This is a genomic window from Thioclava sp. DLFJ5-1, from assembly GCF_002020115.1.
Taxonomy (GTDB): Bacteria; Pseudomonadota; Alphaproteobacteria; order Rhodobacterales; family Rhodobacteraceae; genus Thioclava; species Thioclava sediminum.
In genome coordinates, this window is the sequence record NZ_MPZU01000005.1 from 81,621 (window position 1) to 98,993 (window position 17,373).

The window sequence follows — 17,373 nt, forward strand, 5'->3', positions numbered from 1 at the left end:
CCTCAGAATCTGGGAATGTCGCCTTGCGGCAGTGCAAGGGGCGCGCCGGTCGCCTCGCGGATCTCCGTCTCGGAGATGCCCTCGGCCAGTTCGACCAGCGCGAAGCCCTGCGCGGTCACGTCCACGACCGCCATGTCGGTATAGATCCGCGCCACCCGCCCCTTTGCGGTCAGCGGCAGCGAGCAGGTCTCGAGCAGCTTCGGGTTGCCCTTGCGGTCGCAATGGGTGGTCATCACGACGACGCGGCGCGCCTTCTGCGCCAGTTCGATCGCGCCGCCCGCGCCGGGCGAGAACTTGCCCGGGATCTTCCAGTTCGCCAGATCGCCGTTCTGCGCGACCTCGAAGGCGCCCAGCAGCGTCAGGTCGAGCCGCCCCGAGCGCACCAGCGCGAAGCTCACCGCGCTGTCGAAAAAGGCGGAACCCGGGATCGTCGAGACATAGGCCCCGCCCGCGTCGATCAGGTTGCGGTCGGCGCGCTCGGGCGGCAGCGTCGGCCCGATCCCGGTCAGCCCGTTTTCCGAATGCAGGCAGACGGGGAAGTCGGCGGGCAGATGGTTGACCACCTTGGTGGGCAGGCCGATGCCCAGGTTCACGACCATGCCGGGCGCGATTTCGCGCGCGGCACGGGCCACCATGCGGGATCTAGCGTCTGACAATGCCATACTCCTCGGAAATCTCGTCGAGCTTCACGACGTGGTCGATGAAGGCGCCGGGGCTCTCGGCCGCGTCCGGGTCGATCCCGCCCAACGGCAGCAGCTCTTCGGTCTCGGCGATCACGCGGGTCGCGGCCATCGCCATGAGCGGGTTGAAATTGCGCGCGGTGGCAGCATAGGCGAGGTTGCCGAAGCAATCGGCGCGCGCGGCATGGACCAGCGCCACATCGCCACGCAGAGCCGGTTCGACCAGCATCGGGCGGCCATTCATCTCGACAACCTGCTTGCCCTGCGCCAATTCGGTGTCGATGCCGATATCGGTCAGGATCGCGCCCAGCCCCGCGCCCCCGGCGCGGATACGCTCGGCGAGGATGCCCTGCGCGCAGAACTCGACCTCCATCCGGCCCTCGTTCATCGCCGCGATGGCGTTGGCGTTGAGCCCGAGATGGGTGACGATCAGCTTGCGCACCTGACCGCCCGCGATCAGGTGGTCGATGCCCATGCCCGCTTCGTTGGCGTCGTTCTTGACCAGAACGAGGTCGCGCTGCCCCTGACGGGCCAACTCGCGCAGCAGCGCGAAGGGGGTGCCGGGCACGCCGAAGCCGCCGACCAGCACCGTGGCGCCGTCGGGGATTTGCGCGACCACCTCTTCCATCGCGATGGATTTGTCGGGCAGCTTCATGCGCTGACCTCCTCGACCACCGGCAGGTCGTGATTGGCCGCGAAGGCATCGAGCGCGTCGGTGAGGATCGCCATGATCTCGTCGATCTGCGCCTCGGTCACGATCAGCGGCGGGCAGACGAGGAAATGGTCGCCCTCGTAGCCGCCCCGCGTGCGACGCGAATAGATGATGAGACCGCGCTCATAGGCCAGTTCGACCAGCTCGGTATGCGCGTTCCACTCTTTCGGCAGAACCTCCATCGTGTCGCGATCCGAGACCAGCTCGAACGCCAGCAGCAGGCCCTTGCCGCGCACGTCACCGATGAAGGGATAACGGTCCATCAGCCCGGTCAGCCGGGCCTTGAGAACATCGCCCATCCGCGCGGCATTGCCGATCAGGTCCTGCTCTTCCAACTCGTCGAGCACCGCGAGACCGGCCGCGCAGGCCAGCGGGTTGCCCGCATAGGTGAAGCCGTGCAGGAAGCCGCCCGCGTCGAGCAGCGCCTCGACCATGTCGTGACGCGCGACCACGGCGCCCAGCGGCGCGTAGCCGGCCCCGAACCCTTTCGAGAGCGCGACGATGTCGGGGGTGATCCCCCAATGCTCGGCGGCGAGGAACTTGCCGGTGCGCCCGGCCCCGGTCATCACCTCGTCATAGATCAGCAGGATGCCGTATTCGCGGCAGATCTCGGCCACGCGGGTGTAATAGCTGTCAGGCGCCACGAGCGCACCGGTCGACGCCCCGCCCACCGGCTCCATCAGGAAGGCGAGCACCGTCTCGGGGCCCTCGGCCTCGATCTTCTCGCGCAGCATCTCGGCATATTTGATGCCGCGTTCTTCCTCGGTGAGATTGTCGCGGTCGAGGTAGCAGGTCGGCGCCGGAACTTTCGGCATCTCCGTGAACATCGGCGCGAATTTCCCGGTAAATATCGGGCTGCCGGTCACGTTCAGCGAACCCATCGTCGCGCCGTGGTAGGACGGCAGCCGCGAGATCACCTTGTAGCGGCTCTCCTCGCCCTGCGTGACCGCATATTGCCGCGCGAGCTTGATCGCGGTCTCAACCGCCTCGGAGCCGCCGGAGACGAAGAACACCTTGTCGAGCCCTTCGGGCATCCGCGCGGCGACCCGTGCGGCGAGATCCTCGGAGGGGTGCGTGCGGAAATGCAGCCGGTAGCCGAAGGTCGAACGGTCCATCTGCGCCTTCATCTTCTCCAGCACGCGCGGATTGGAATGGCCGATATTGGAGACCATCGCCCCCGAGGAACCGTCGATGTAGCGTTTCCCGTTCTCGTCGTAGTGGTAGATTCCCTCGGAGCGTTCGAGGAAAGGCCGCGGCTGGCGCGACTGGTAGAACAGGTGAGACTTTTCAGTCGTCATTTTGCACCTTCGAGATGTTTGCGCAGGAAATTCCGGGTCCGTTCCTGGGTCGGGTTCTTGAAGACCTGCTCGGGCGGGCCCTCTTCGACCACGACGCCCTTGTCCATGAACAGCACGCGGTCGCAGACCGAGGCGGCGAAATCCATCTCGTGGGTGACGATGATCATGGTCATGTGCTCTTGCGCGAGCTTCTTCATGACCAGGTTCACCTCTTCCACCAGCTCGGGATCGAGCGCCGAGGTGGCTTCGTCGAACAGCATCAGCTTCGGCTTCATCGCGAGCGCGCGGGCAATCGCCACACGCTGCTTCTGACCGCCCGAAAGCTGCGCCGGGTAATAGTCGATCCGCTCCAGCATGCCGACGTGATCGAGTTGCTCCTCGGCGAGCTTGTTGGCCTCCTTGTCGGAGATCTTCTTCAGCAGCTTCGGCGCCATCGTCACGTTGTCCCGGACGCTGAGATGCGGGAACAGGTTGAAGTGCTGGAACACCATGCCGATGTCCTGACGCATCTGGTTGATGTGCTTCTCATACTGATTGTGCGGCAGGGACTTATTCACCTGCACCCCGTCGAGCCAAACCTCGCCGCCGGTCAGCGGATCGAGATCGTTGATGGCGCGCAGCAGCGTGGATTTCCCCGAGCCCGAGGGGCCGATGATCGCGACGATCTGGCCACGCTCCACATTGAGCGAGATGTCCTTGAGCACTTCCAGCGTGCCGTAGGATTTCTGGGCGTGACGGATCTCGACGAAGGATTTTGTCTCTGTCATGTCGATATCTCCCGGATCAGCGATAGAGGCGGTTGCGGTTCTCGAACCAGCGGATCACCGCCTCCATGCCGAGATTGATGATGTAGTAGAGGACGGCAGCGGCCGCGTAGAACTCGAAGGCGCGGTAGGTCTGGCCGATGGCGCGCTGCGCCGAGAGCGTCAGTTCCGACACCCCGATCACCGAGACCAGCGCCGAGTCCTTGAGAAGCGCGATCATGTTGTTGCCGATGGGCGGCAGCACGTCGCGCACCGCCTGCGGCACCACGACCTTGACGAGCGCCTGCCTCCGCGACAGGCCCAACGTCCGTGCGGCCTCCATCTGACCCTTGTCCACCGCGAGCATCGCGGTCTGGATCAGTTCGGAATTATAGACCGCGAAGTGGAAGCCGAGGCCGATCACACCTGCCACGAAGGCCGGAAGGTCGATGCCGATCTGAACCAACCCGAAATAGATCAGGAAGAGTTGCAGCAGCAGCGGCGTGCCCATGAAGAGCCAGGCGATGAAGCGCACCGGCAGGCGGATGATGGCAGGCGCGTAAAGCGCGACCACCGCGAGCAGGATACCCCCGAAGAAGCTCAGGAGCGCCGAGGCGGCGGTAATGGCGATGGTCCACAGGACACCCAGCAAGAGCGTGCCGTAGAAAGGCGGGATGACGGAGAAATCGAGACCCATGGCTCACTCCTTCTCTTGCGGACGGGAAAGGCGGGCGGATGCGCGGCTCATTGGATGCGCACCTTGCGGTCGAGGAACGACACGCCCTTACCCACCGCGGTGATGATGATGAGGTAGAGAACCCCCGCGAGGAAAAACATCTCGAACGGCTTGTAGGTCGAACCGATGTAGCGCTGCGCGGTGTAGGTCAGCTCCACCACCGAGATCGCCGAGACGAGCGCCGTGCCCTTGATCTGCGCGTTGATATTCACGCCGAGCGGTCGGATCATCAGGCGCAGCGCCTGCGGCAGCGTCACCTTGCGGAAGGCCTGCGCCTTCGACAGACCCAGCGTGCGCGCGGCCTCGGTCTGCCCCCGGTCGACCGCGACGATCGCGCCGCGCATCGTCTCGGTCATGTAGGCCCCGATATTGACGCCCAGCCCGATCACACCTGCCTGGAAGGCATCGAGCTGGATGCCGATCTGCGGGCCGCCGAAATAAAGCAGAAACAGCTGGATCAGCGCGGGCGTGCCACGAAAGAAGCTGACATAGGCCGCCCCGATGAAGCGCAGGATGGCAAAGCGCGAAAGCCGGGACGCTGCGCCAAGTGCGCCGCAGATGAGCCCCAGCACGATGGTCAGAACCGAGAGTTCGACCGTGATCACGGCAGCTTTCAGGAAGTACGGATAGACCTTGAGGATTAGTTCGATATCCACGGCATTCCCCTTAATGATGATCGCGGCGGGACAGGATGGGCAGCGCGCGTATCTCGCGCACGAGCGCTGTCGTCTCTTCGATCGCCGCTTCCAGGAACGCCTTGCCGGTCTCGGCATCGGCGACGGTTGGATCCCCCATCGTGCCGTCGGGTGACACAGAGGACCACCAGCGCATCAGCATCGCCTTGCCACCACCGGCCGCCAAATCGAGATTGAAGAATTTGGTGTCTGGATCGTGCAGGTTCTGACACTCGGCCTTGTCGAGATCGACAAGCTCGGGGTGCAGATGCTTGTACATCGCAGCTTCGAATTCTCCGGCATGGGCAATGCCGCCCACCTCGGATTTGCGCAGGCCCTGAATTCGATCGCTGCACAAGTTCCAATAGGACGCCGAGACGCAGATGATGCCGGTGCGGATGACCGTCTTGCGCGCCGCGAGATCGAGGATCGGGTGGTTCGACCCGTGCGAGTTCAACAGCAGGATCCGGCGGAAGCCGTGATGCGCGAGGGACTCGGTCACGTCGCAGACGAAATTGATCAGCGTCTCCGGCTGAATCCAGATGACCCCCGGAAAGTCCTTGTGATGCTCGTTGAAGCCATAGGGGATCGCGGGCATGACGAAAACTTCGTCGGGCGCGGCTTCGGCAACGCCATTGGCCACCGCCATTCCGAGAACCGTATCGGTATCGAGCGGCATATGCGGCCCGTGATCTTCCGTTGCAGAAACATTCAGGATCACCACACGATCCTTATCCGCGTCACGGACCTGCTCCCAAGTCAGCTTTCCATAGTCGGCGGTCATCCGTTCGGTGTCCTTTCGGGAATCCATCGAAGTTTGGGGTGTGGCTGGGCAGCCGTCAGACGACGGACTGCCCACCATTCCTTGGATCGCGCCGATCAGCGGATGTCAGCGCCGATCCACTTCATCGCGATTTTCTCGTAGGTGCCGTCTTCCATCATGGAATCGAGCGCCTTCTGCATCGCGGCCTTCAGTTCGGGATTGCCCTTACGGATGGCGATGCCCGCACCGATCGCGTCGGTCTTCAGATCGTCGAGAATGCGGTATTTGTAATCGTTCTTCTTCATCGCCAGGATCGCCGCGATCGAGTCGTTGATGATCGCGTCGACACGACCGTTCTGAAGCTCGAGGATCAGCTCGGGCAGACCTTTGTAGGTCTTCACGTCATAGCCTTGCTCACGCGCCCACTCTTCGTGCGTCTCGCCCAGCGTCACGCCGACAGTCACGTCCTTCAGGTCGGCAACGGATTTGATCGGGCTGTCGGGCAGCACGAAGATCGCGCGCTTCGTCGTGTAATACGGACCGACGAAATCGACGACCTTCTCGCGCTCGGGCGTGATCGACATCGAGCCGACGATGGCGTCGTATTTGTTGGCCAGCAGACCGCCGATGATCCCGTCCCACGCGGTCGTCACGATCTCAGTCTTCAGCCCCATGCGCTTGGCGATCTCCTCGCCGATGGCCGGGTCGAAGCCCACGACCTCGTTCGAATCGTTGATGAAGTTGAAGGGCGGGTAGGCGCCCGACATGGCGATCCGGATCACGCCCTTGTCCTTGAGGCTCTCCAGCTCGTCAGCCGCGGCGAGGCTGGGCAGCGAAATGCCGGTCGCGGCGAGCGAGCCAGCCCCGAGGATGGTTTTGAGAACGGTTCTGCGGTTGGTCATGGATTTCTCCTGTTGGTCATGACTGCGGGCGGCCTTGTTTCCGGCGCGTCCCGCCACGGCGAGCGCCCCTTCCAGAGCCTCGTTGACGGAAACGCTTGCATGGCGACCGCCATTGCGCAAATAAATAATAGAAATTTTCAATATAGATCTAGGCTATGGTCAAGCCCTACGAACAACGTTTCCCCTGGCATCTCGACTGGAACCTTCTGCGCACCTTCATGGTGGTGGTGGAGCAGCGGGGCATCTCCCGGGCGGCCTATCTTCTGGGGCTCAAACAGCCCACGATTTCGGCCGCGCTCAAGCGGCTGGAGGAACGCACCGGCCACGAGCTGATCATCCGAAAGCCCAATGAATTCAAGGTCACTAGGGCGGGAAACCTGCTCTATCAGGAATGCGCCCAGATCTTCGGCGCGGTGTCGCAAATCCCTTCCCTGCTGGAGACCGGCGCGGAGGAGCTGCGCGGCCATATCGCGATCACGACGACCTCGCATGTGATCTCGGATCACTACGACGCGGTGCTGCATGATTTCGCCACCGAACATTCGAAGGTGACCTTCTCGATGACGGTGGCCGAGAGCGAGGAAGTGGTGAACCGGGTGCAGCAGAATCGGGCGAGCCTGGGGATTTGCCTGCTTCACAAGACGCCCGAGAACCTCCGCGCGCAGGTGCTCTACCGCGAGTATTTCGGATTGTTTTGCGGCAAGCGCCATCCCCTTTTCGACCGCGAGGAAATCACCCTCGCCGAAATCGAAGGCGAGACCTCGGTGTCGTTCCAGACCGAGACCGAGGACGGCCCGCTTCACCCGGTTTCGCTGCTGCGTGCGCGGGCTAAGCTCGCCCCGAGCTGGCGCGGGGTGTCGTCGAACCTGCACGAACTGCGCCGGATGATCGTGGCCGGCATCGGGATCGGGGCGCTGCCGCTGCACGTCGCGCATCGCGATGTCGAGTCGGGCCGGCTACGCCAGTTGCCGCCCTATGACGGGCTGCCGATGGTGAATATCTACCTGCTCACCAACCCACAGCGGAAGCAGTCGAGCGCGGAAGCCGCCTTCCTCGCAGCCTGCGAAAAAATGATGGCCGAGAGCGACCTGAAAGAGCGGACCTATTACTGAGAGCACCGCTCAGAAAGTCGGCGGGGTCGCGGCCGAGACCACCACGCAACGCGCCTTGGCCACGTTCCGGAACCGGTGCGGCAGGCGGCTGTCGAACAGGTAGGCATCGCCCGCGCGCAGAAGCTCGGTGGTCTCGCCCACCGTCAGCAGCAACTCGCCCTCGATGACGAAACCGCCCTCCTCGCCCTCATGGGCATAGGCCTCCGCCCCGGTATCGGCGCCGGGCTCATAGGTCTCGTAGAGCAGCAGAATGTTGGTCTGCCCCGACTTGCCTGCCCGCTTGAGCGAAAGCGCATCGAGCGCCGCACCGCCCGAGCGGTAGATCCGGCCCGGGTTGATCTCGGTAAGCTCGGAATGCCGGAAGACGAACTTGCCGGGCTCGGAGGGCGTATCGCTGTCGAAGAACTCCGCCAGCGTCGTCTCGAGAATTTCGAGGATCTTGCGCAGCGAGGTGATCGAGGGCGAGGTTTTGTTTCGCTCGATTAGCGAGACCAGCCCATTGGTCACGCCCGACCGCTGCGCCAGCTCGCGCTGCGACAATCCCTTGTCCTCGCGGATCGCCCGAAGCCGTCCGCCCACGTCGAATTCGCTCACCGCAAGCCTCCTGTCCTGTGCCTGTTCTAGAGTGCGGCCGGGCGGAATTCCAGCGCGCGCACCTTCACCATGCGTTTAACAAACTAAACATTGCACAGTTATCCGTTAAACACTAGCGTCACATCATTCCGTGATTCTCCAGCCCCTGAGGAGTACCCATGTCCAGCAATGCCGACCTCGAGACCCGCCGCGCCGCCGCCCTTGCCCGGGGCGTGGGTGTGCAGACCCAGAACTTCGCTGTCTCCGCCGAGAACGCCACCGTCACCGATGCCGATGGCCGCGAACTGATCGATTTCGCCGCCGGGATCGCGGTGGTGAACACCGGCCACCGCCACCCGAAAGTCATCGAGGCGGTGAAAGCCCAGCTCGACGCCTTCACCCATACCTGCCATCAGGTCATGCCCTACGAGCCCTATGTGCGCCTCGCCGAGCGGCTCAACGAAAAGGTGCCGGGCGATTTCGACAAGAAGTCGATCTTCGTCACCACCGGCGCCGAGTCGGTCGAGAACGCGATCAAGATCGCCCGCGCCTACACGGGCCGCAACGCGGTCATCGCGTTCAGCGGCGGCTTCCACGGCCGGACCTTCATGACGATGACGCTCACCGGCAAGGTCGCGCCTTACAAGGCGGGCTTCGGTGCGATGATGCCCGACGTGTTCCACGTCCCCTTCCCGAACGCGCTGCATGGCGTGTCGACCGAGGACAGCTTTGCCGCGATGGAGAGCCTGTTCAAAACCGACCTCGACCCCACACGCCTCGCCGCGGTGATCTTCGAGCCGGTGCAGGGCGAAGGCGGCTTCAACCCGGCGCCGCATGATTTCGTGAAACGCCTGCGCGCCTTCTGCGACGAGCATGGCATCGTGATGATCGCCGACGAGGTGCAGACCGGCTTCGCGCGCACCGGCACGCTGTTCGCCATGGACGCCTACGACGTGGCGGCCGACGTCACCACGATGGCTAAGGGTCTGGGCGGCGGTCTTCCGATCGCGGCGGTGACCGGTCGCGCCGAAATCATGGACGCGGCGAACCCGGGCGGTCTGGGCGGCACCTATGGCGGCAACCCGCTGGGTATCGCGGCCGGGAACGCGGTGCTCGACGTGATCGAGGAGGAAGACCTCTGCGCCCGCGCCAACGAGCTCGGCTCGCGTCTCAAGCAGCGTCTGGAGGCGATCCGCGCCAACATGCCCGAGATCGCCGAAATCCGCGGCCCCGGCTTCATGGTTGCGGTCGAGTTGATGTCGGACAGCAAGCCCGATGCAGCGCTGACCCAGCGCATCCGTGTCGAAGCGCTCAACCGCGGTCTGCTGCTGCTGACCTGCGGCGTCTATGGCAACGTGATCCGCTTCCTCGCGCCGATCACCATCCCCGACGACCAGATGGCCAAAGCGCTCGACATCCTCGAAGAGGCGATGACCGCCGCGAAGGAGGGCTGATATGCTCAAGCTGAACGATCCGAGCCTGCTGGAGACCCGCGCCTATGTGAATGGCGAGTGGATCGAGGGCGCAAAGCGCTTCGCCGTGCAGGATCCTGCGACCGGCGAGACCGTCGCCGAGGTGGCCGATCTCGACGTGGACGCCACGCGCGCCGCGATCGAGGCCGCCCATGCCGCGAAACCGGACTGGGCTGCGCTCACCGGCAAGGAGCGCGCGGGCTACCTGCGCCGCTTCCACGACCTGATGATGGAAAATCAGGACGACCTCGCTGCGATCCTGACCGCCGAGATGGGCAAGCCGCTGGCCGAGGCCAAGGGCGAGATCGCCTATGGCGCAAGCTTCCTCGAATGGTTCGCCGAAGAGGCCAAGCGCGTCTATGGCGACGTAATCCCCGGCCACCAGCGCGACAAGCGCATCCTCGTGATCCGCCAGCCTGTGGGCGTGGTGGGCTCGATCACGCCGTGGAACTTCCCCAACGCGATGATCGCGCGCAAGCTGGCCCCGGCGCTGGCCGCGGGCTGCACCTTCGTCGGACGCCCCTCCGAGCTGACGCCCCTCTCGGCCCTCGCGATGGCCGTTCTGGCCGAGCGCGCGGGCATCCCGGCGGGTGTCTTCAACATCATCCCCGGTGTCGATGCGGCGGGCATGGGCGAAGAGCTCTGCGCCAATCCCAAGGTCGCCAAGATCACCTTCACGGGCTCGACCCGCGTGGGCAAGATCCTGATGCGCCAAGGGGCGGAGACGGTGAAGAAGATCAGCCTGGAACTCGGCGGCAACGCGCCCTTCCTCGTCTTCGACGATGCCGATCTCGACGCGGCGGTCGACGGCGCAATGATCGCGAAGTTCCGCAATAACGGGCAGACCTGCGTCTGCGCGAACCGGATCTACGTGCAGGCCGGTGTCTATGACGCCTTCGCCGAGAAGCTGACCGCGCGGCTTGCGACCCTGCGCCCCGGCAACGGGTTCGAGCCGGGCGTGACCACCGGGCCGCTCATCAACGCGGACGCGCTGGCCAAGGTCGAGGCGCATATCTCCGACGCGACCGAAAAGGGCGCGCAGGTCGCTGCGGGCGGGCATCGCTCGAACCTCGGGCGCACCTTCTTCGAGCCGACGCTGCTGACCGGCGTGACGCAGCAGATGCGGGTCGCGCGCGAGGAGACCTTCGGGCCGCTCGCTCCGCTGATCCGCTTCGAGACCGAGGCCGAGGCGATCGAGATGGCCAACGCGACCGAATTCGGGCTGGCGGGCTATTTCTACGCCAATGACCTCGCCCGCGTCTGGCGTGTGGCCGAAGCGATGGAGACCGGCATCGTCGGCGTGAACACCGGCCTGATCTCGACCGAGGTCGCGCCCTTCGGCGGCATCAAGCAATCCGGCGTCGGCCGCGAAGGCTCGAAATACGGGATCGAGGATTTCACCGAGCTGAAATACATGTGCCTCGGCGGGATCGAGTAAGCGCTGCCCCCGAGAGATCAGGGCGAGAATAGAGAAGCGGCGGGTCTTCCCGCCGCTTCTTTCATTTTTAGAGGACTGAAGAGCGCCTGCGCCCGGAGCGCGCCGAAGGCGCAGGGCGCGCGCCGGCCCGTCCCGACGGGCTGGCGCATTGGTGACCGCGCGCAACGCTCATTCGATGGAGGGGCGTGGCTGGCATAAAGCGCCTGTCGCCCAAGGTCGCGATGCGCCACCCCACGGGCCGCCGCGCGCCCTGCTTTTCCGTCTGGATGGAAGGCTCGAGCGAGGGCAGGAAAGCCCCCTACTCCCCCATCAACTCATTGAGCCGCTTGCGCTCGTCCTCGGAGAGATCGGGCTGAGCCGGACCCTCGGACGCGGAGCGGCGCGAGCGGACATAGAAGAACCCGCCGATCAGCGCGACGATCAAAGCCCCCGGGCCGAGATACCACAGCAGCAGGTTCGCCCCGCGCTTCTCCGGCTCGAACAGGACGTACTCGCCATAGCGGGCAGTGATGTAGTCGATCACCTGGCTATTGGTGTCACCCGCCTGCAAGCGCTCGCGCACCAGCAGCCGCAGATCTCTCGACACCTCGGCATTGGAGTCGTCGATATTCTCGCCCTGACAGACCGGGCAGCGCAGCACCTTGGAGATTTCGCGCGCCCGCGCCTCGAGCGCCGGGTCCTTCAGGATCTCGTCGGGCTGCACCGCAAGCGCAGGCCCGATCGAGAGGAGCGCCGAAAGCATCAACGCCAAGGCAAAGAAGGTTTTCCTGAGCATCGTTTACTCCGCCGGAGACGCTTGCGACGGGGCGGCACGCGATTTGCGCGCCCCCGCTGCCACACGGTAGCGGCGATCCGACAGGCTCAGAAGCCCACCCAACGCCATGATGATCGCGCCCGCCCAGATCCAGTCCGCGAAGGGCTTGATATAGGTGCGCACCGCGTAGCCGCCCTGATCCTGCGGATCACCGAGCACGAGGTAGATATCGCCCAGCGGCGTGGTGTGAATCGCGGCTTCGGTCGTAGGCATCCGCTGCACCGGATAGACGCGCTTCTCGGGATGCATGGTGCCGATCAGCTTGCCGTCCTTCTCGACCGTCATCGTGCCGGTGGAGGAGGTGTAGTTCGGACCTTTGACCTGTTCGACCTTCTGAAGCGTGATCTGGTAGCCGTCCACGGTGAAGGGCTCGCCGAGCTTGGCGACGCGGATATCCTCGATCTGGCCCGCGGTCAGAAGACCGATCCCGATGAAGGTGATGCCGAGGCCCGCATGGGCCGTCGCCTTGCCCCAATCGGCGCGCGGCAGGCGCTTGAGGCGCCCGAAATTGCGCGCCGAACGCTGCCACAGCTCGGTCATCGCCCCGAAGACCAGCCAGCTGCCCAGGAACACCGCGACGAGCGCGAGCAGCGAATTGCCGCTCTCGACCGCCCAGGCGAGGCCGCCCACGGCCAGCGCCAGCACGAAGGCCGGGATCAGCGGCTTCACCACGCGACCGAGACGCGCGCGTTTCCACGGCATCATCGCGCCGATCGGCAAGATCAGGGCGAGGATCACCATGAACGGCGTGAAGGCCTGATCGAAGAACGGCGCGCCGACCGACAGCTTGCGGCCGAAGAACATCTCCGCGACCAGTGGCCAGACCGTGCCCACGAAGACCACCAGCGCCGCGACGGCCAGCAGGATGTTGTTGATCACCAGCGCGGTTTCCCGCGACAGCATCGAGAACACGCCCTTGGCCTGCATCGAGGTGGCGCGGAACGCATAGAGCGTCAGCGCCCCGCCCACGAAGAGCGCGAGGATGCCGAGGATGAAGATGCCGCGTTGCGGGTCGGAGGCGAAGCTATGCACCGAGGTGATCACGCCCGAACGCACGATAAAGGTGCCGATCAGCGAGAAACCGAAGGCCATGATCGACAGAAGGATGGTCCACGATTTCAGCGCCTCGCGCTTCTCGACCACGATGGCCGAGTGCAGCAGCGCGGCGGCCAGAAGCCACGGCATGAAGGAGGCGTTCTCCACCGGGTCCCAGAACCAGAAACCGCCCCAGCCAAGCTCGTAATAGGCCCACCACGAGCCCAGCGCGATGCCGATGGTCAGGAAAATCCAGGCCGCCAGCGTCCACGGGCGCACCCAGCGCGCCCAGGTCGCGTCGACCCGGCCCTCGATCAGCGCCGCCACCGCGAAGGAGAACGACATCGAGAGGCCGACATAGCCGAGATAGAGGAAGGGCGGGTGGAAGGCGAGCCCCGGGTCCTGCAGCAGCGGGTTCATCCCCTCGCCGTTGAACGGCGGCTCCGCGAGACGCAGGAACGGGTTGGAGGTGAAGATGATGAAGCCTAGGAAGGCCACGCCGATCCAGGCCTGAACGCTCAGCACGCGGGCCCGCAGCCGCGGCGGCAGAGCGCCACCGAACACGGCCGCCGCCGCCCCGAACAGCGACAGGATCAACACCCACAGAAGCATCGAGCCTTCGTGATTCCCCCAGACGCCGGTGATCTTGTAGAGCATCGGCTTGTCGGTATGGGAATTCGCCCAGACCAGCTTCAGCGAGAAGTCCGAAACGACGAAGGCGTGGGTCAGCGCCGCGAAGCTCACCGCGATGAGCAAAAACTGCGCTGTCGCTGCGGGTTCGCCCACTGCCATCCAGCCGCGCCAGCCTTTTTGCGCGCCGACGATGGGCACGATGGCCTGCACGATGGCCACCGCAAAGGCGAGAATCAGGGCAAAATGCCCGAGTTCGTTGATCATGGGACTCCTCCTGTCGCGGGGCGAGAGCATAGAGATATACGGCCTTCGGGCCAAGGAGGATGCGCGCCGATGTCGCAACTTTCCGACAGCCACTCACGGGGGCGTGAATGGCGCGCCCCATTCTCAAGGTCTAAGCAAGGCGCGTGAGACCAAGAGGGATGCTGAAAATGCGTGCGATCGTGATCGGGCCGCTGCTGGCCTTGGGGCTTGTGGCAGGATGCCAGTCGGAGCCGGGTGACCCTCTCGAGGCGATTGCACCGAACGCGATCTGGGAAGTCGTGTCGATCGACGGCAAGCCCATCCCCGACGGCGTCGAAGTCACGCTGACTCATCCCGAAAAGGGCCTGATCGCGGGCAAGGCAGGCTGCAATCACTATAACGGCCGGATCTCGGAGAAGGACGGTCGGGTGCGCGTCGGCGAACTGGCCGGGACGCGCATGATGTGCCCCGAGCCCGCAATGGGTGTCGAGAAGGCCTTCCACTCGGCCATGGCCCGTGTCGATACGGTGAAACTGTCGCAGGACCGGCTGGAGCTGATCTCGCAGGGCGACACGGTGATCGAAGCCACGCAATAAGCGCCTTGACCGGCGGTGCAGGGCGTGGCCCTCTCGGGCGATGTTCCCGATCCGCGATCACAACCCCTCTTACAGCACCCCGTGGGTCACATGGACCCTGATCGCGATCAATATCGTGGTCTATGTCTTCACCGCGCCCTGGGGCGGCGATATGCGGGAGCTCTGGCTCAACAACGCGCTCTGGCCTGCCGCGGTGACCCATGGCGTCGCGTGGCACGGGCTTTTCACCCATATGTTCCTACATGCGGGCATCCTGCATCTGGCGGGCAACATGCTGTTTCTCTGGGTCTTCGGCGACAATCTCGAAGACCGGATGGGGCGTGTCCTGTTCCTGATCTTCTATCTCGCCTGCGGGCTGGCCGCCGCCTTCGCACAGATCGCGGCGAACCCCGATGCGACTGTGCCGATGGTCGGCGCCTCGGGGGCGATTGCAGGCGTGATGGGGGGCTACCTGCTGCTCTATCCGAAAGCCCGGATCGACGTGCTTTTCTACTTCCTCGTCTTCTTCAAGATCTGGGCCACGCCTGCGTGGCTGGTTCTGGGTCTCTGGTTCGTAATTCAGCTCTTCAATGAAGTCACTAGCGGCACGGCAGGCGGGGTGGCACATATGGCCCATATCGGCGGCTTCGTGGCGGGCGCGCTTCTGACGCTGCCGCTCTGGTACCGCCTTGGCGGGCCGCTCTTCTGGCGGCTCACCCATGGCCACCCACCCTTCCCCGAGGCGCGCGAGCGCCAGACCAATATCCCCACAGTCACACGGAGACGCTGATGCTGCCCGAGATTCAATCGCCCCACCGCCTGACCTGCCATTGCGGCGCGGTGGAGATGGAGGTGACCCTCTCCGACGGGCTGAACACCAAACGGCGTTGCGATTGCTCTTTCTGCCGTCGGCGCGGGGCGGTGGCGGTCTCGGCCCCGCTCTCGGGCATCCGCATCGTGAAGGGCGAGGACAACCTGACGCTCTACCAATTCGGCACGATGACCGCGAAGCATTACTTCTGCAAAACCTGCGGCATCTACACCCATCACCAGCGCCGCTCGAATCCCAACCAATACGGCGTGAACGCGGCCTGTCTGGAAGGGGTGAACCCGCGCGATCTGGACCCGGTGCCGTGGAATGACGGCGTCAATCACCCGACCGATCGCGTCGACTGATCCTCTCGAATGAACGCGGCGGCGCGCTCGGCGATCATGATCGTCGGCGCGTTGGTATTGCCCGAAATCAGCCGCGGCATGACCGAGGCATCGACAACGCGCAGCCCCTCGATCCCACGCACCCGCAGCTGAGGATCGACCACCGACATGTCGCCCTGCCCCATCGCGCAGGTGCCGACCGGATGGTAGATCGTATCCGCCCGCGCCCGGATATCGGCCATCCGCCCCTCATCCGTCCCGTCATGCGGATAGAACCTGCGCCCCCGCCACGGGCGAAGCGGCTCCGCCTCCGCGATCCGGTCCAACAGCCGCGCGCCCTTCAGCAGCAGCTCTGCGTCGCGCGGATCGGAGAGATATTCGGGGTCGATCAAGGGTGCCGCGCGCGGATCGCTCGAGGCCAGTCGCAGCGTGCCGCGTGACTGAGGCCGCAGCGGACAGATATGAGCCGACCAGCCATCGGCCAAATGCGGTTTGCGCATATGCTGATCGACGATGCCGACGACGAAATGGATTTGCAGATCGGGTCGGGTGAGGCTCGGATCGCTTCGCAGGAAGGCCCCGCCCTCGGCCATGGGCGAAGCGAACAGCCCCTCGCCATGCTTGCGCCACGCGCCCGCCGCCCGCGCCAGCCGCATCAGCCCGCGCGGGTTCAGCCCCACCACATCGCGCCGGGGCGACGTGTAGCTGATGACGTAATCCAGATGGTCCTGCAGGTTCGCGCCCACGCCCGGCAGATCGAGACGCGGTTCGATTCCGACCTCGCGCAGATGATCCGCAGGCCCGATCCCTGACAGCATCAGCAGCTGCGGCGAGCCGAACGCCCCCGCCGAGACGATCACTTCACGCGCCGCCTCGATCTTCATCCGCTTGCGGCCTTGCCGGACGATTGCTCCCGTCGCGCGCCCGTCCACGATCTCAATCTTCTCCGCCCGCGCGCGGCTCAGCACGGTCAGATTGGGTCGCGCCATCACCGGATGCAGATAGGCCGCCGCTGCCGAACAGCGTTCGCCCTTGCGCGGACCGTCCCAGAACTGCGTGACCTGATAAAGCCCCGCCCCTTCCTGCCGCGCCCCGTTGAAATCCTCGTTCGGAGGGCATTGCACGGCTTCGCAGGCCTCGATGAAAGCGCGGCTGATCGCCCGCGGTCGCCGCTGGTCGCCGACCTGCAACGGCCCTTCGGCGCCATGCCAGTCCGACGCCCCGCGGGCATTGCGCTCGGAGGCGAGGAACCACGGCTTCACGGTCTCCCAGTCCCAGCCCTCGGCGCCCGCCTCGGCCCAGCCGTCGTAATCCTCGGGCTGGCCGCGCGCATAGAGCATCGCATTGATCGCCGACGACCCGCCAAGCCCCCGGCCCCGAGGCTGGAACCCACGCCGCCCGTTCAACCGCGGCTGCGGCACGGTGCGCAGCGCCCAGTTGTGGATCGGCGGCCGCCCGGCGACCATCGTGGCGACCAGCGCAGGCGCACGCACGAAAATGTCGCGCGCCTCGCGGCCCGCCTCGACAAGGCAGACGGTTACGGTCGGGTCCTCCGACAGTCGCGCCGCCAGCACCGACCCCGCCGAGCCGCCGCCCAGAATGAGATAATCGAAACGCAAGGGCTCCTCCTTCCCTCGTTCGCGAAAAGCCTAGCGGGTTTCGGAAGATAGGGAAGGATTACGCTGGGTCGGACGGGTCAGGGACGCGCCCGAGCCTCGGGTGAGAACGGCTGGAGTTGAATGCCCGGATCAGCCGCGAAGCGGCCCGGGCAGCGCCCGACCGCCCCCTCGGGCGGGCGCTTTTGCGACGGCAGCG

18 protein-coding genes are annotated in these 17,373 nt (G+C 65.0%); 6 read left to right on the plus strand and 12 right to left on the minus strand.

Features of this window, described 5'->3' with window-relative positions; all coding sequences use genetic code 11:
• Nucleotides 1-2: 2 nt before the first annotated feature.
• From BMI86_RS15285 to BMI86_RS15320, 8 genes are all read right to left on the minus strand, one after another.
• Entirely contained in the window at nucleotides 3-662 is a 660-nt protein-coding gene (locus BMI86_RS15285; protein WP_198453205.1) for a 3-oxoacid CoA-transferase subunit B, read from the minus strand.
• A complete protein-coding gene (locus BMI86_RS15290; protein WP_078542167.1) occupies nucleotides 643-1,335 on the minus strand; it encodes a CoA transferase subunit A in 693 nt (230 codons plus the stop codon). Before BMI86_RS15290 ends, BMI86_RS15285 begins: the two co-directional genes overlap by 20 nt.
• The gene (locus tag BMI86_RS15295; RefSeq protein WP_078542168.1) at nucleotides 1,332-2,690 is read right to left on the minus strand and encodes an aspartate aminotransferase family protein; all 1,359 of its coding nucleotides are present in this window, start codon (nucleotides 2,688-2,690) and stop codon (nucleotides 1,332-1,334) included. Before BMI86_RS15295 ends, BMI86_RS15290 begins: the two co-directional genes overlap by 4 nt.
• On the minus strand, nucleotides 2,687-3,457 hold the full coding sequence (locus BMI86_RS15300; protein ID WP_078542169.1) for an amino acid ABC transporter ATP-binding protein: 771 nt from the start codon (nucleotides 3,455-3,457) through the stop codon (nucleotides 2,687-2,689). Before BMI86_RS15300 ends, BMI86_RS15295 begins: the two co-directional genes overlap by 4 nt.
• Nucleotides 3,458-3,473: 16 nt before the next feature.
• Entirely contained in the window at nucleotides 3,474-4,130 is a 657-nt protein-coding gene (locus BMI86_RS15305) for an amino acid ABC transporter permease (RefSeq protein WP_078542170.1), read from the minus strand.
• Nucleotides 4,131-4,177: 47 nt separating this feature from the next.
• Nucleotides 4,178-4,825: an amino acid ABC transporter permease gene (locus BMI86_RS15310; RefSeq protein WP_078522568.1), complete on the minus strand. Its 648-nt coding sequence runs from the start codon at nucleotides 4,823-4,825 to the stop codon at nucleotides 4,178-4,180.
• Nucleotides 4,826-4,835: 10 nt separating this feature from the next.
• On the minus strand, nucleotides 4,836-5,654 hold the full coding sequence (locus BMI86_RS15315) for a creatininase family protein (RefSeq protein ID WP_168173872.1): 819 nt from the start codon (nucleotides 5,652-5,654) through the stop codon (nucleotides 4,836-4,838).
• A gap of 68 nt (nucleotides 5,655-5,722) precedes the next feature.
• Nucleotides 5,723-6,508, minus strand: coding sequence for an ABC transporter substrate-binding protein (locus BMI86_RS15320; RefSeq protein ID WP_078542172.1), 786 nt, complete (start codon nucleotides 6,506-6,508; stop codon nucleotides 5,723-5,725).
• A gap of 155 nt (nucleotides 6,509-6,663) precedes the next feature.
• On the opposite strand from BMI86_RS15320, the gene BMI86_RS15325 reads away from it, so the two are divergent.
• A complete protein-coding gene (locus tag BMI86_RS15325; RefSeq protein WP_078542173.1) occupies nucleotides 6,664-7,620 on the plus strand; it encodes a LysR family transcriptional regulator in 957 nt (318 codons plus the stop codon).
• Between the two features lie 9 nt (nucleotides 7,621-7,629).
• On the opposite strand, the gene BMI86_RS15330 is transcribed toward BMI86_RS15325, so the two are convergent.
• A complete protein-coding gene (locus BMI86_RS15330; RefSeq protein WP_078522564.1) occupies nucleotides 7,630-8,214 on the minus strand; it encodes a cupin domain-containing protein in 585 nt (194 codons plus the stop codon).
• Nucleotides 8,215-8,372: 158 nt separating this feature from the next.
• Between BMI86_RS15330 and BMI86_RS15335 the strand changes: the two genes are divergently transcribed.
• Together BMI86_RS15335 and BMI86_RS15340 are read left to right on the plus strand one after the other, a co-directional pair.
• A complete protein-coding gene (locus BMI86_RS15335) occupies nucleotides 8,373-9,647 on the plus strand; it encodes a 4-aminobutyrate--2-oxoglutarate transaminase (RefSeq protein ID WP_078542174.1) in 1,275 nt (424 codons plus the stop codon).
• 1 nt (nucleotide 9,648) lies between these two features.
• Nucleotides 9,649-11,103: an NAD-dependent succinate-semialdehyde dehydrogenase gene (locus tag BMI86_RS15340; RefSeq protein ID WP_078542175.1), complete on the plus strand. Its 1,455-nt coding sequence runs from the start codon at nucleotides 9,649-9,651 to the stop codon at nucleotides 11,101-11,103.
• A 298-nt stretch (nucleotides 11,104-11,401) separates the two neighbouring features.
• On the opposite strand, the gene BMI86_RS15345 is transcribed toward BMI86_RS15340, so the two are convergent.
• Both BMI86_RS15345 and BMI86_RS15350 read right to left on the minus strand, forming a co-directional pair.
• On the minus strand, nucleotides 11,402-11,878 hold the full coding sequence (locus tag BMI86_RS15345) for a cytochrome c-type biogenesis protein (RefSeq protein WP_078542176.1): 477 nt from the start codon (nucleotides 11,876-11,878) through the stop codon (nucleotides 11,402-11,404).
• 3 nt (nucleotides 11,879-11,881) lie between these two features.
• A complete protein-coding gene (locus BMI86_RS15350; protein ID WP_078542177.1) occupies nucleotides 11,882-13,849 on the minus strand; it encodes a heme lyase CcmF/NrfE family subunit in 1,968 nt (655 codons plus the stop codon).
• Nucleotides 13,850-14,016: 167 nt separating this feature from the next.
• On the opposite strand from BMI86_RS15350, the gene BMI86_RS15355 reads away from it, so the two are divergent.
• From BMI86_RS15355 to BMI86_RS15365, 3 genes are read left to right on the plus strand one after another with little or no spacing between them, the layout of a single operon-like run.
• Nucleotides 14,017-14,424, plus strand: a complete 408-nt coding sequence (locus BMI86_RS15355; RefSeq protein ID WP_168173873.1) for an META domain-containing protein — start codon at nucleotides 14,017-14,019, stop codon at nucleotides 14,422-14,424.
• A 40-nt stretch (nucleotides 14,425-14,464) separates the two neighbouring features.
• Nucleotides 14,465-15,193, plus strand: a complete 729-nt coding sequence (locus BMI86_RS15360) for a rhomboid family intramembrane serine protease (protein WP_078542179.1) — start codon at nucleotides 14,465-14,467, stop codon at nucleotides 15,191-15,193.
• Entirely contained in the window at nucleotides 15,193-15,579 is a 387-nt protein-coding gene (locus tag BMI86_RS15365) for a GFA family protein (protein WP_078522557.1), read from the plus strand. The genes BMI86_RS15360 and BMI86_RS15365 overlap by 1 nt, the downstream gene beginning before the upstream one ends.
• Here the strand turns inward: BMI86_RS15365 and BMI86_RS15370 are convergent.
• A complete protein-coding gene (locus BMI86_RS15370; protein ID WP_078542180.1) occupies nucleotides 15,555-17,177 on the minus strand; it encodes a GMC family oxidoreductase N-terminal domain-containing protein in 1,623 nt (540 codons plus the stop codon). The genes BMI86_RS15365 and BMI86_RS15370 overlap by 25 nt on opposite strands.
• Nucleotides 17,178-17,373 lie beyond the last annotated feature (196 nt).